At 73.8% G+C, this 13,165-nt stretch carries 8 protein-coding genes; 2 read left to right on the plus strand and 6 right to left on the minus strand.

Features of this window, described 5'->3' with window-relative positions; translation table 11 throughout:
• Both HW837_RS33310 and HW837_RS33315 read left to right on the plus strand, forming a co-directional pair.
• Nucleotides 1-1,050 carry a BadF/BadG/BcrA/BcrD ATPase family protein gene (locus HW837_RS33310; RefSeq protein ID WP_193380895.1) on the plus strand — a complete coding sequence of 350 codons (1,050 nt, stop codon included), beginning with the start codon at nt 1-3 and terminating at the stop codon, nt 1,048-1,050.
• A gap of 163 nt (nt 1,051-1,213) precedes the next feature.
• Nucleotides 1,214-3,565, plus strand: a complete 2,352-nt coding sequence (locus tag HW837_RS33315) for a glycoside hydrolase family 3 N-terminal domain-containing protein (RefSeq protein WP_193380896.1) — start codon at nt 1,214-1,216, stop codon at nt 3,563-3,565.
• Here the strand turns inward: HW837_RS33315 and HW837_RS33320 are convergent.
• The 6 genes from HW837_RS33320 to HW837_RS33345 all read right to left on the minus strand — a co-directional run bounded on the left by HW837_RS33320 (nt 3,555) and on the right by HW837_RS33345 (nt 13,162).
• Nucleotides 3,555-4,400, minus strand: a complete 846-nt coding sequence (locus tag HW837_RS33320; RefSeq protein ID WP_045562317.1) for a carbohydrate ABC transporter permease — start codon at nt 4,398-4,400, stop codon at nt 3,555-3,557. The genes HW837_RS33315 and HW837_RS33320 overlap by 11 nt on opposite strands.
• A 56-nt stretch (nt 4,401-4,456) precedes the next feature.
• On the minus strand, nt 4,457-5,476 hold the full coding sequence (locus HW837_RS33325) for a carbohydrate ABC transporter permease (protein WP_093789750.1): 1,020 nt from the start codon (nt 5,474-5,476) through the stop codon (nt 4,457-4,459).
• 2 nt (nt 5,477-5,478) lie between these two features.
• Nucleotides 5,479-6,852, minus strand: a complete 1,374-nt coding sequence (locus HW837_RS33330) for an extracellular solute-binding protein (protein WP_193380897.1) — start codon at nt 6,850-6,852, stop codon at nt 5,479-5,481.
• A 178-nt stretch (nt 6,853-7,030) separates the two neighbouring features.
• Entirely contained in the window at nt 7,031-7,627 is a 597-nt protein-coding gene (locus tag HW837_RS33335; RefSeq protein WP_193380929.1) for a peptidyl-prolyl cis-trans isomerase, read from the minus strand.
• Nucleotides 7,628-7,758: 131 nt separating this feature from the next.
• Nucleotides 7,759-12,147, minus strand: coding sequence for a glycoside hydrolase family 38 N-terminal domain-containing protein (locus HW837_RS33340; protein WP_193380898.1), 4,389 nt, complete (start codon nt 12,145-12,147; stop codon nt 7,759-7,761).
• Between the two features lie 130 nt (nt 12,148-12,277).
• Nucleotides 12,278-13,162, minus strand: coding sequence for a MurR/RpiR family transcriptional regulator (locus HW837_RS33345; RefSeq protein ID WP_045562275.1), 885 nt, complete (start codon nt 13,160-13,162; stop codon nt 12,278-12,280).
• Between the last annotated feature and the right edge of the window lie 3 nt (nt 13,163-13,165).

Consider the following 13,165-nt stretch of genomic DNA (forward strand, 5'->3'; position numbering starts at 1 on the left):
ATGAATAGTGATTTGAACCAAGCTTCTCCGGGCGTCACGGCCCTCCCCGCCTGTGTGGTCGGCATCGACGCGGGTGGCACCCGTACCCGTGCCGTCCTGGCGGAGCTCGACGGGGGGCGGGTCCGGGGCGAGGGCTCGGCGGGGCCGGGCAACGCGCTGACCGTCCCCGGCCCGCTGCTCGCCGACCACCTCGCGGAGGCCGTCGCGCGGGCCGTGCCGGAGGGACTGCGCGGACGGGTGGTGGCCGTGGCGGGCGGATTCGCGGGGGCAGGTCACCGCGGCCAGGGCGCCGACGAGCCCGGTCGGCTGCGGGCGGGCGCCGCCCTGTCGGCCGCGCTCGACCGGCTCGGTGTCACCGTCGCCTCGGTCGGCGTCCACAGCGACATCGAGACGACGTTCGCCGCGGCCCCCGGCCATCCCGCCGACGGACTGGTCCTGGTGGCCGGCACCGGCGCGGTCGCGGCCCGGATCGCCGGACGGGTGCCGGCCGCGACCTCGGGCGGCGACGGCTGGCTCCTCGGGGACGACGGCGGCGGCTTCTGGATCGGCCGCGCGGCCGTACGGGCGGCCCTGCGCGCGGCCGACGGCCGGGGCGCGCCCACCGCGCTCGTCCACGCCGTCGGCCGGGACCTGGGGCTGCCGGAGGAGGTGCTCCCGGCGGAGGGCTACGGAACGACGGGCGCCGCCGAGTGGAGTGCCGAGCGGCGCACCGCCTACCGGGCACGGCTGCTGCCCGCCGTCATGGACCGGTCGCCCGTCCGTCTCGCCGACCACGCGCCCGGGGTGGTGCGCACCGCCGAGGAGCGGGACGCCGTGGCCGCGCGGATCCTCCGGGAGGCCGCGCGGCGTCTGGCGGAGACCGTCGCCGCGCTCACGCCCCGGCCCGGCGAACCCCTCGTCGCGACCGGGGGCCTGCTCGCCCCCGACGGCCCCCTGCTGCCCCCGCTGACCGAACGCCTCGCCCCCCTCGGACTCACCGTCACCCCGGTCGCGGACGGCTCCCCGGGCGCCGTGGCCCTGGCCCGCCTCGCCCACGCCCCGGACGCCTGACCCGACCGGAAACCACCTCTCCCGAGCCACCCGAGCCGCCCGCCTCGCCAAGCCGCCCACGTCGCCCGCCTCCCCGAGCCGCCCACCCATCAGCCGCCCGCCTCCCCGGCCGCTCAGCTCCCCCTCCGCCCCCGCCGCTCGCCCCCGCCGACAAGGACGACCCATGCCCCCTCAGGACCAGCCGGTCGCCCCGGCCGCCGCCCCCGCGCTGCCGCCGTACCGCGACCCGGCCGCCCCGCTCGACATCCGGGTCGCCGACCTCCTCTCCCGTATGACCCGGCGCGAGAAGGTCGGGCAGCTCAACCAGCGGATGTACGGCTGGGACACCTACCGCCGCACCCCGGCCGGGGAGTTCGAGCCGACCGAGGCCCTGTCCGCCGAGACCGAGCGCTTCGCGGGCCTCGGCGCGCTCTACGGTCTGATGCGGGCCGACGCCTGGTCCGGAGTCGACCACGGGGACGGGCCCGGCGCCGAGGACAGCGCCGACCTCGCCGACCTGGTCCAGCGGCACGTCCTGGAGCGCAGCCGGCTCGGGATCCCCGCCCTCTTCGTCGAAGAGGTCCCGCACGGCCACATGGCCCTCGACGGCACGGTCCTGCCCGTCAACCTGGCCGTCGGCGCCACCTGGGACCCCGACCTCCACGAGCGGGCCGCCGCGCACGCCGCCGCCGAACTCCGCGCCCGCGGCGGCCACGTGGCCCTCGTCTCCGCGCTCGACATCGCCCGCGACCCGCGCTGGGGCCGTACCGAGGAGTGCTTCGCCGAGGACCCGTACCTCGCGGCCCGCCTGACCGAAGCCCTGGTCACCGGCATGCAGGGGCCGTCGCACGCCCAGCGGCCACCCGGCACACACGGGACGACCGCCACGCCGGGAGCCCCCGCCACGCCAGGAGCGCCGCCCCCGCAGGAAGCCCCGCGCTTCGCCCCCGACCGTGCACCCGTCGTCCTCAAGCACTTCGCCGGGCAGGGCGCCACCGTCGGCGGCCGGAACTCCGCCGAGTCCGAACTCGGCCTCCGCGAGCTGCACGAGATCCACCTCCCGGCAGCCCTGGCCGGCGTCCGCGCGGGCGCCGCCGGCGTCATGGCCGCCTACAACGAGGTCGACGGCATGCCCTGCTCCGGCAACCGCGCCCTCCTCACCGGGCTGCTGCGCGAGCGGTGGGGCTTCGACGGCCTGGTCATGGCCGACGGACTCGCCGTCGACCGGCTCGCCCGCATCACCGGCGACAAGGTCTCCGCCGGCGCCCTCGCCCTGGACGCGGGCGTCGACCTCAGCCTCTGGGACGACGGCTTCACCCATCTGGAGGAGGCCGTCGAGCGCGGCCTGGTCGACGAGGCCGCCCTGGACACCGCCGTCGCCCGCGTCCTGCGCCTGAAGTTCCGCCTCGGCCTGTTCGAGAACCCCTACACCCGCCGCGCCTCGATCCCCGAGCACACCGGACGCGCGCACAGCACCGACCTCGCCCGCGCCTGCGTCACCCTCCTGCGCGACCCGGCCGCCGCCCTGCCCGTCGGCCCCTCCGTACGCCGCCTCGCCGTGCTCGGCCCGCACGCCGCCGGCACCGGCCACCACCTCGGCGACTACACCGCCCCGCAGCGCCCCGGCGCCGGCACGAGCGTCCTCGACGCCCTGCGCCGCCTCGCCCCGCCCGGTACGGACGTCCGTCACACCGAGGGCGCGGCCCTCACCGGCGCCGACCTCACCGGAATCCCGGCCGCGGTGGCCGAGGCCGCCGCGGCCGACCTGGCCGTGCTCGTGCTGGGCGGCAGCAGCGCCCGTACCCCCGACACGGAGTTCGACGCCAACGGCGCCGCGCGGACGGTGGTGTCGGAGATGACCTGCGGCGAGGGCGTCGACCTGGCGGGACTACGGCTCGGCGCGGCGCAGGAGGCCCTGCTGGACGCCGTCGTGGCGACGGGCACGCCCACCGCGGTCGTCCTGATGCAGGGCCGTCCGCACGTGCTGCCCGAGGCGCCTGCCGCGGCACTGCTCACCGCCTGGTACCCGGGCCCGTGGGGCGGCGAGGCCGTCGCCGAGGTGCTCCTCGGACTCGCCGAGCCCCTCGGGCGGCTCCCGGTCTCCGTCCCCCGCTCGGTCGCCCAGCTCCCCGTCCACTACAACCACAAGGACACCGAGTACGGCGGGTACGTCGACGAGAGCGCCGAGCCGGCGTACTCGTTCGGGCACGGGCTGTCGTACACGACCTTCGACCGCGGTGCGCCCCGGGTGTCGGGGCGCACGGTCGAGGTGGAGGTCACCAACACCGGGAGCCGGCACGGGCGTTCGGTCGTGCAGGTCTACCTCCGCAGGCTGGTCACCCGCACCTGGCCGCGCACCCTCGAACTGTGCGCGTTCGAGGGTGTCGGCCTGGCGCCGGGGGAGAGCCGTACGGTCCGTCTACGGTTCGACGTGCCCGTCGGGACCGACGCCCTGGAGCTGAGGGTCGCGTGGTCCGCGCGGGAGGCGCTGGACGTCGCACCCGTCGTGGTGGACCTCCGAGACATCAGAGCTTGACGGCCCCGGAGGAGACCCCCTTGTAGAACCACCGCTGGGTGATCACGAACAGCACCAGTACCGGGATCACGGAGATCACCGAGCCCGCCATCACCATCCGCTGGTCGTAGCCGAAGGAGGAGGACGTGAGGCGGGAGAGGCCGAGCGTGAGGGTGAAGTGGTCCTCGGTGCGCAGCACGATCAGCGGCCACAGGAAGTCGTCCCAGGCGCTGATGAAGGTGTTGATGGTGACGACCAGGATCGCGCCCCACGCGGACGGCAGATACAGGTACCGGAACCGCTTCCACTCGCCCGCGCCGTCCAGCATCGCCGCGTCCTCGACCTCGCGCGGCACGGCGAGGAACGCGGCCCGCATGATCAGGACGTTGATGGCGGCGACGAAGCCGGGCAGCCAGACCCCCACCAGGCTGTCGACCAGGCCGAGGTCACGGACGCTCAGGAACAGCGACACCATGATCGACTCGAAGGGAAACATCATGGACGCCATCAGCAGCACCCAGACCAGCCTGCGTCCCTTCCAGCTCGGCTTGGAGAGCATGTAGCCGGCGAGCGTGGAGAAGACCAGCTGGCTGGTGACGGAGAGCGCCACGACCACCAGGCTGTTGCGGATGTACGTCCAGACCGGGACCTGCGCGAACACCTCGCGGTAGGCCCGCAGCGTCGGGTCGTGGGGGAGGAGGGAGGCGTTCTCGCCGAACACGTCCTCGCCGACGCCCTTCAGCGACGACAGCAGCTGCCACAGCAGCGGGCCGACGGTGATGCCGAGCACGAACAGCAACAGCAGGTAGCGGACGACGAGTTCGCGGGGGCGGCCGTAGTCCCGCCAGCGCGGCATCAGCCGCCGCCGCCCGGCCGGGAGCGCGGCCGTGGCCGTCTCTTTCGCGGCGGTGGTCACGACTCGTCCTCCTTCGTCAGTCGCTGTGCGAGCAGCGTGAGGCCCAGGGTGAGTACGAAGAGGGCGACGCTGACCGCCGAGCCGTAGCCGGCGTTCCCGGTGAGTGGGTCGAGGGCGACGTCCCGGATGTAGAAGGGGAGGGTGCGGTCGGCGCCGCCGGGGCCGCCGGTCGCGCCGCCGAGCATGTAGATCTCCGTGAACACGCGCAGCGAGCCGATGCCGGTGAGGGTGCCGACCAGCATCATCGAGGTGCGCACGCCGGGCACGGTGACGTGCCAGAAGCGGCGGACCGCGCCCGCGCCGTCCACGGCGGCGGCCTCGTGCAGTTCCTTGGGCACGTTCCCCAGCGCGGCCAGGTAGAAGATCATGTACCAGCCGAGGCCCTTCCACAGGGTGAGCCCCATCGCGCACAGCAGGATCAGCCACGAGTCGGACAGGAACGGGATCGCCGACCGGATGATGTGGGCCTTCTGCAGCCAGGTGTTGACCAGGCCCTGGTCGCTGAGCAGCCACTGCCAACTGAGGCCCACGACCACGCTGGAGGCGAGGACCGGGGTGTAGAACGCGGAGCGGAAGAAGCCGATGCCGGGCACATTCTTCTCCACCAGCACGGCCAGCATCAGCGGCAGCAGGACCATCAGCGGGACCACGATCACCGCGTACAGCACGCTGTTGCGGGTGGCGAGCCAGAAGTCGGAGTCGCCCAGCATCCGGGTGTAGTTGTCCAGGCCCACGAACGAGGCGGCGCCGCCGAGCGGTTTGGCGTCGGTGAACGACAGCAGGAGCGTGTTCAGGAACGGGTACAGCCCGAAGACGCTGATGCCGATGATCGCCGGGGACATCCACAGCCACGGCAGCCACCAGCGGCGGTAGAGCGCGGCGCCGCCCGCGTCGGCGGACGGGCCCGGCTTGAGGGCCCGCAGCAGGCGGCGCCGGCCGGTCGGTTCCCCGGGGCGGGGGTCGCGGGAGGAGACCGCGACCCCCGGTCCCTTGGTGGGGGGAGAGAGGGTGGTCATACTCAGCTGCCCTGCTCGATCAGCTCGTTGGCCTTCTTCTGGGCCTCGTCCAGGGCGTCCTGGGCGCTCTTCTTGCCCTGCATGGCCAGCTGGATCTGGGCCGTGATGGCGTTCAGCTCACCGGGGGTCAGGGCGATCTCGTCGGCGGTGGAGGTCTTGCGGTCGCTCGCGACGATCTTGCGGGCCTCGGCGAACGGGTCGTCGCCCTTGACCGACTGGAAGAACGGATCGTCCAGGGAGGCCGTGGTGGAGGGGAAGATGACGACGTTCGGGTCCTTCGCCCACTCCAGTTGGTTCTTCGCGTTGGTCAGGAACTGCGCGAAGGACAGCGCGGTCGCCGCGTTCTTGCTGGTGGACGCGACGCCGATGTACTGCGGGGCGCCGACGGTGTGGCCGAGGTCGTCCAGCATGAAGCGGGCGACACCCGTCTTCTTGTAGACGCTCGGGTTGTTCTGCTGGATGAAGCGCAGGAAGTTGGGGTTCGTCGGGCCGTAGACCAGCTTGCCCTGGCCGTAGACGTTGGCCGGGTCCTGGGTGGAGGAGAGCGAGTCCCTCGGCATGCCGCCGGCCTTGTAGAGCTTCGTCATCGCCTCGACCCACCGCGCGGTCTTCGGGTCGTCGGCGAAGGTGAACTTCTTGCCGTCGGAGGAGAGGATCTTGATGTCCATCTGCTGCCAGTCGGCCGGGATGCGCAGCTGCGGGTTGGCGAGGAAGGCGTAGTACTTGCCGTCGGAGACCTCGGCTATCTTCTGCGCGTCCTCGAACAGACCGAGCACGGTCGTCGGAGGTTTGGCGGGATCGAGGCCGGCCTCCTTCATCAGCTCGGTGTTGAAGGTCTGCACGATGCCGCCGGAGTACCAGGGAAGCACGCTGTGCACCTCGGCGCCGGTGGAGTCGGCGTACCTGCTCGACTTCCACAGGTTGGGCACGAACGGCTCGCCGGCGTTTGGGGCCTTCTTGTCCAGGTCGAGCAGATAGCCGTTCTTGGTGAGCGCGATCGCCGTGTTGACGTTGATGTTCACCACGTCCGGCAGCGTGCAGCCCTGCGCGTCCGCGACCAGGCGCTGGGTGAACGTGGCGTCGCCCGGGTCGTCGACCCACTTCACGGTGGTGTCCGGGTGTGCCTGCTCGAAGGCCTTGATGACGCCGTTGAAGTAGCCGCCGAAGTCTTTCTTCAGATTGGTCGTCTGGAAGGTGATCGTGCCCTTGACGTCGCCGGTGAGCTTGCCGGAGCCGACGTTGCCCTTGTCGACCTCGCAGCCGCCGGCGGTGGCGTCCCCGCTGTCGGAACCGCCGCCCGACAGGCCGCAGCCCGCGGCGGTCAGGGTGAGGGCGATGACACCCACCACACATCCGGTCAGTCTTCTCGCGCGCATGTCGCCTCCTGCGATCAGTCAGCTGCTGGATCGAGTAGCTGGTTCAAATCACCAACTTGGACTTCGATTGATGAAAAGGTGGACCAGAATTCATCGGAGGTCAATGCCTGGCCGTGTTGCTTTTCTGTTCCGAGTCGCTCGCCGGGTGTCCGGGCGGGCCCGAGCCCCGGCACGCGCGTCAGTGCCGGTGCTCGTGGTCGGGGTGCGACGGATCGCCGGGGTGCTCGTGCCCCGGCGCGTACTCCACATCGGCCCGTGCCCGGTCCAGCCAGTCGAAGAAGGCCTGCCGGCCCATGGCCCGCCGCAACTCCCGTGCGACGTCCTCGTGGACCTCGTCGTAGGGCAGGAAGTCGCCCTCCACGGCCCCGCCGTACGGGTCGACGCCGCGCCGCAGGGCCTCCGGGGTGAGGAAGCGGTCCGGATTGCGGTCGTAATAGCCCCGTACGGCCTTCTCCGGCACCCGCTGCTCGGCCTCCAGCGCCGCCAGCAGGGCGCGCGCGGCGGGGGAGTGGGCGAGCGCCACGGCGATGATGCTGCCCAGGTCGGCGACCTCGGTCCCGGCCACCGCGAGCGGGCGGTCCGGCGCCTCGTCGGGCGGCGGCGCCAGCCCGCGCGCGGCGCACGCCCGCCGGGCCAGCTCGTCGGCGACGACCACCTGCGTCGCCCACCGTCTGCGCTGCCGCTCCGCCCGCGCCTGACCCTCCGGCCGGACCTCCCGGTCCCGCGCGGGCACGACGGCCAGTACGCCGTCCACCCGCTCCCGCCCGACGGGCACACCGCCGACGAACGCGGCGTGCGGGGTGTACGCATCGTGCGCCGCGTGGGCGGGGGCGTGTGCCGGGCGCCCGCGTGGTGCGGCGGGGTGCTCCGGCACCGTGCCGTCGCCGACGTGTGCCGCCCGTCCGTTCACGGGGTCACCTCCAGGACGACCGCCTCCGTGTAGGCGACGCAGCCGTGCCACCCGGCCTTCGCCATCAGCCAGTACGCACCCGCGGGCACCGCCGAGCCGTCGACCTCGATCGTGCACTCGGCGCTCTCCCCGGCGGCCAGGGAGAAGCCCTGGAGGCCCGGTGCGACGCCCGCCCAGGTCCCCCACGACGACAGGGCCCAGAGCGCCCCGCCCACCGGACCCCGGGTGGTGTTCCGCAGGCGCACCGGCACCCGCACCCGCTCGCCCCGGCGCACCTCGACCCGGTCGACGCCCAGCTCCATCACCAGGCTCGGCCCGGTCCGCCCGTCCGGCTCGCCCTCCACGGCCGCGCCGGGCACGTCCAGGGCGACCACGTCCTCGAACGTCTGCCCGCCGTGGGTCAGCCGCGCGGCGAGCGCGTAGCGGCCGGGCACCGGGTCCGGCGGCGGCGCCACGGTGACCTCGGTGAGCGAGAAGCCGCCGGCGCCGAGCGCGTACGGCAGCTCGGCGGGTTCGGCGCTCCAGCCGGGCGGCACCTCCAGCGCGACGGTGCCCGAGACCGGCGCGTCCGTCAGCTCGGAGGAGATCCGGACCGTCGCCGTGACCGGGCCGTCGGCGGTCAGCGCGGCCGGCGCGAGGTAGACGGCCACGGGCATGTTCCCGCGCGGCGCCGGACCCGAGTTGTGCAGCCAGTACCGGGTGGACACGGGCTGCGCGGGTTCGTGCGCGGCGACACCGGCACCCTCCTCGGGGAGCCCGCACACCGGCGAGGGCTCCGCGGCGGCGCTCCCGTCCGCCGAGGCGTCGGCGGCGGGCCCGGCGGACCGTACGGGCGCGGCGGCGGCGACCGGCGAGGCCAGCACGGTCGCCACCTCGAACCCCGTGAGGTCCAGCTCCAACGCCCCGTCCGCAGCGGGGGTGAGCGCCTCACCGGCCCGCTCCAGGACGTCCGCCCGGCGCCCCTCGGCCCATACCGACGGCCCCGTCACCCGCGCCCGCACCGGCCGCCCGTCCACCTCGTGCGCCCGTACGACGACCTCGCGCGCCGGGTCCACGGGGACGGTGCCGCCCCGGGCCAGCGGCGACCCGGCGGGCTTGAGGGCGTCCAGCACCACCCGGCCCTCGGGCTCCAGCGCCAGCAGGGTCGCGGTCCTCGGCAGGCCGGCCGCCGTCCCGGCGGGCTCCCGCAGCCGGGCCGTCAGCGGATGCTCGGGCGTCCGCAGCCGTCCCGTGAGCGGATGGTTGAAGGCGTGCCCCGCGCGCGGCCAGCCCAGGTCCCGCCAGTCGCCCTCGCCCGCGACGACCGCGTACTCGAAGGTGTGGGACCAGCGCTGGAGCTGGAAGCCGGAACCGTCGGGTGCCGTGCGGCGGGGCGGGTCGACCCAGATGCCGGAGGGCCAGCCGGTGCAGGAGCGCATCAGCGACATGTAGAGGTCGCCCGAGGAGGTGACGACACAGCCCGGGGTGCCCCGGTTCAGGATCGCGAAGCCCCGCCCGTCCCAGGCGTCTCCGGGCGGCAGGGCCTCGCCGCCCCCGGCCGCGGTGGCCCGTACGGTCGCGTCGTCGAGATCGGCGATCAGCGCGTCGACCGCCTTCGCGTCGTCCTCGGGGCGGGCGCCCGCCACCACGAGCAGCGGCAGCCGCTCCAGGTCGCGCAGGTCGGCGCCGGGCACCCATTCCTCGCGCAGGGAGGCGCGGGGTGCCACCCACACCGCGGCGAGGCCTTCCTCTGCGAGCTGTCGGCGCAGTTCGCGGGCGGCCGCCGGGTCCCAGCCGAGGACCTCGGCGACCAGGGCGTTGCGCTCCGGGCCGCCGACGGCGATCCGGATGTCGGGCAGGTTGGAGTCGACCTCCAGATCGCCGTAGCGGGGGCCGCCCGCGATCGTCGAGGTGGCCGTGACGCCGGTGCGGACCAGGGCGGCGGCCAGCGGGGTGCCCAGTTCGCCGGCGGCGTCCCAGTCGTCGAAGACCAGTTCGGCGACGCCGATCGACCGGTGACCGAGCAGGGCGCCGGTGTCGTCGTGGGCGGCGACGCGGGCCGTGGAGCCGAGCCCGAACCAGGTGTTGGCCGGGTTGTCGAGCGTCCACGGGAACTGCTCGCTGTCCACCTCCACGAAGCCGAACCCTCGTCCCACGACCGCGTCCGCGACCTCGTGCACCGGAAGCCCGCCGCGCACGTCCGAGGGCCAGCGCACCCGGATCAGCCGGTCGGCGCCGTCGTAGCCGTCGACCGTCGTCGTCACGTCCAGCCGGTCCACACCCGCCCAGAGCGTGAGCCGTTGGGTGTACCGGAACGGGCCCAGGTCGGCACGGACGGTGATGCGGGAGCCGGCCGCCGAGTGCTCGACATCGATGTCAGCCGTCACGTCCCGGCTCCGGGCCGCCGTGGTGCCGGTCGGGGTGAGGTGCCAGGGCCCCTCGCCGAAGCGCGGGTGCCTCGGATACTCCTCCTGCACCACCAGCTCGTTGCCGATGTCCCCGGGCCGCAGCAGCTCCCGCCCGCCCCCGGCTCCGGTGAGCGCGCGCAGCCCGCTCACGCCGCCGCCGCGCGCGGGGTCGACGGTCACCTCGTAGAACTCGTTGCGGATGGCCGTCCCCTCGCCGGCCGTCCAGCCGGGGACCGAACCCTCCGCCAGCGGGAGCGCCTTGAGGCCCATGCCGGGCACCTCCGGCACGACGACGCTCAGTTCGCCGTCCTCGGACACGGCGGGCAGCGGCAGCCCGGTGTGGTCGAGCGGGATCCGGCCGGGGTCGGCGACGGTCAGCACGTCCCCGCGCCGCCAGGTCGCGGAGTTGAGGACGACGAGGTCGGCTCCGTCGCCCGGCAGCGGCGTGACCCGGTCGGCGAGCGACTGGGTGGCGTCCGTGTGCACCTCCCGCGCCAGGTCGTACAACTCCCGCCAGCCGGTGAGCAGATCGATGTACACCTGGTCCGACTCGGAGCCGGTGATGGCGTCGTGGTGCGCGCCGTAGATCAACTGCCGCCAGGCCTTGTCGAGGGCCGCGTCGGGATAGGGGTGCCCGGTGACGAGGGAGGCGAGGGTCGCCCAGGCCTCGGCGTCGGCGAGCAGCGTCTCGCCGTACCGCTGGGCCTGCTTGGTGTCGATGTAGGAGACGTCCTTGCCGGTGTAGACCGGGTTCATGTCCCGGGTCTGCGGGGAGGCCGTGCGCCCCTCCCGCTCCAGCTCGGCGCGGACGGCGGCGAAGAAGTCGCGGGGGATGCCGCTGACGAACCGGGGCCAGACGTACCGCTCGTTCCAGTCGCGGTGGATGCCCATCACCCAGCGGCACGGCGGGGCGTAGTCGCCGCCGACCGGCAGCAGGACGTTCCGGGTGAGCGCTACCTTCTTCAGCCCCCGGAAGAGCTTGAGCGCGGCCGCCTCCGCCTCGGGGAGCGTGGGCGCGTTGTCGATGGCCCAGCCGGCGCCGTAGTGGTTGACCATGTACGCGGTCAGCAGGCCGCGTCCGGACGGGGCGATCCAGCTGAACTCCGCCGGGAACTGCATCCGCCGAGGATCGCGCGGCTCCTCCCCGAACACCGACAGGGTCGGCCCCCACTGGTGGAAGGGCCCGCGCGCCCACGAGCTCGACGTGACCCCCGCGTCCGCCATCAGCCCCGGGAACTGCGGGTCGTGCCCGAAGGCGTCCAGCTGCCAGGCGGTCTCCGGCGCGGCCCCCATGATCCCGCGCTGGAAGCCGTCGCCGTACAGCGCGTTGCGGACGGTCGCCTCGGCGCCGGTGAGGTTGGTGTTGGGCTCGTTGTAGGTGCCGCCCATGATCTCGACGCGGCTGGTGCGGATCAGCTGCCGCAGGAAGGCCCGCTCCTCGGGGAAGGCGTCCCAGTAGGGCTTGAGGTAGTCGACCTCGGCGAGCACGAAGGTGTACGCCGGATCGCGCCGGGCAAGGTCGCAGTGGGCGCGGACGAGACTCATGCCGGACTGGCCGCGCGAGTCGAAGGTCCGCGCGGACAGGCCCGTGACGGCGGGGTCGTCGGCGACGTCCCAGGTCTCGGTGTAGGCGGCCTGGGTGTTCCACCAGACGGGGTCGTAGTGGAAGTGGCTGACCATGAACATGGTCCAGCCGGGCTCGGCGACCGTGAACCGCGCGGTGCGCCGGGCCACCAGGTCCCCGTCGGCGGCCGTGACGGTGATCTCCCGCTGGTCACCGGGGGCGAGTCCGTCCGTGGTCACGGGTATCTCGGCGCGGGCGGTGCCGTCCTCGCCGGTGGTGACGACGGTCTGCCCGACGGCGCGGAGACCGGGGCCCTCCACGCTCAGCCGGACCGGCCGGCCCGAGGCGTGCTCCACGTCCACGGCGACCACCTGGTGCGGCTGGTCCTCCGTCCCGACGAAGAGCTCGGTCGACTCGACAGAGATGACGCGCATGGGGCTCCTACGAGTGCTCGGGGGGAGCCCCATCCTGGCAGCGCGGGATGGTTCAATCAACCATGCATCGGAATATTGGTTGATTCATCCATGCAGAGTCGGCCGCCGGTGCGACCGTGCCGCGGGCCGGTCAGCGGCTGCGCCGGGACTTCACCGCGTGCGCCCCCGCGATGTGGTCGGTCAGCGCCAGGGAGGCGCTCGCCCGCTGGTAGGAGAGCTGGCCGACGCGGACGTAGAGGCAGTCGATGAGCATCAGCACGGAGTGGCGGGCGCCGATGCTGCCGGTGCGGAAGCTGGTCTCCGACGAGGAGGAGATCAGCCTGATGTCGGCCGCGCGGGCCAGCGGCGAGCGGGGGTCGGCGGTCAGCGCGACGGTGGTGGCGCCGCGCTCCCTGGCCAGCTCGAACGGCTCGATCACCTCCCGGGTGGCGCCGGAGTGGGAGATGCCGATCGCCACGTCCGCCGGGGTGAGCAGGGCGGCCGAGGTGGTCGCCGCGTGCACCTCGGTCCAGCCGCGCACCGCGCAGCCGATGCGGAACAGCCGGGTCTCCGTCTCCTGTGCGACCGCGCCGCTGCCGCCGACGCCGTACACGTCCGTGCGCCGCGCGCGGGCCACGGCCTGCGCCGCCCGCTCCACGGAGTCCAGGTCGATCCGGTCGATGGTCTGCTGGATCGCCCGCAGATCGGCGGTGCCGACCACCTGGACGACCCGCTCCAGGCTGTCGTCGGGGGAGATGTCCGGGCCGATCTCGGCGCTGCCCCACTCGGAGGACTCGCCCCGGCCCCGCTCCTGGGCCAGCTCGATCAGCAGGTGCTGATAGGAGTCGAGGCCGATGGCCCGGCAGAACCGGGTCACGGTGGCCTGGGAGGTGCCGGTGCGGCGGCCCAGCTCCGCGGCCGAGCAGTGGGTGACGGCGGCCGGATCCTCCAGGATCAGCTCGCCGACCTTCCGCAGGGAGCCGGCCAGCCGGGGCAGCTCGGTGCGGATGAGGGTGGTGACATCGGTCGAGGGCATGCA

This window comes from Streptomyces caniscabiei, from assembly GCF_014930365.1.
Taxonomy (GTDB): domain Bacteria; phylum Actinomycetota; class Actinomycetes; order Streptomycetales; family Streptomycetaceae; genus Streptomyces; species Streptomyces caniscabiei.

What these genes read in the sequence shown, in the direction of transcription:
- HW837_RS33310 (WP_193380895.1), top strand. Translation starts at nt 1, where the DNA reads ATGAATAGTGATTTGAACCAAGCTTCTCCGGGCGTCACGGCCCTCCCC.
- HW837_RS33315 (WP_193380896.1), top strand. Translation starts at nt 1,214, where the DNA reads ATGCCCCCTCAGGACCAGCCGGTCGCCCCGGCCGCCGCCCCCGCGCTG.
- HW837_RS33320 (WP_045562317.1), bottom strand. Translation starts at nt 4,400, where the DNA reads ATGCCGCGCTGGCGGGACTACGGCCGCCCCCGCGAACTCGTCGTCCGC.
- HW837_RS33325 (WP_093789750.1), bottom strand. Translation starts at nt 5,476, where the DNA reads ATGACCACCCTCTCTCCCCCCACCAAGGGACCGGGGGTCGCGGTCTCC.
- HW837_RS33330 (WP_193380897.1), bottom strand. Translation starts at nt 6,852, where the DNA reads ATGCGCGCGAGAAGACTGACCGGATGTGTGGTGGGTGTCATCGCCCTC.
- HW837_RS33340 (WP_193380898.1), bottom strand. Translation starts at nt 12,147, where the DNA reads ATGCGCGTCATCTCTGTCGAGTCGACCGAGCTCTTCGTCGGGACGGAG.
- HW837_RS33345 (WP_045562275.1), bottom strand. Translation starts at nt 13,162, where the DNA reads ATGCCCTCGACCGATGTCACCACCCTCATCCGCACCGAGCTGCCCCGG.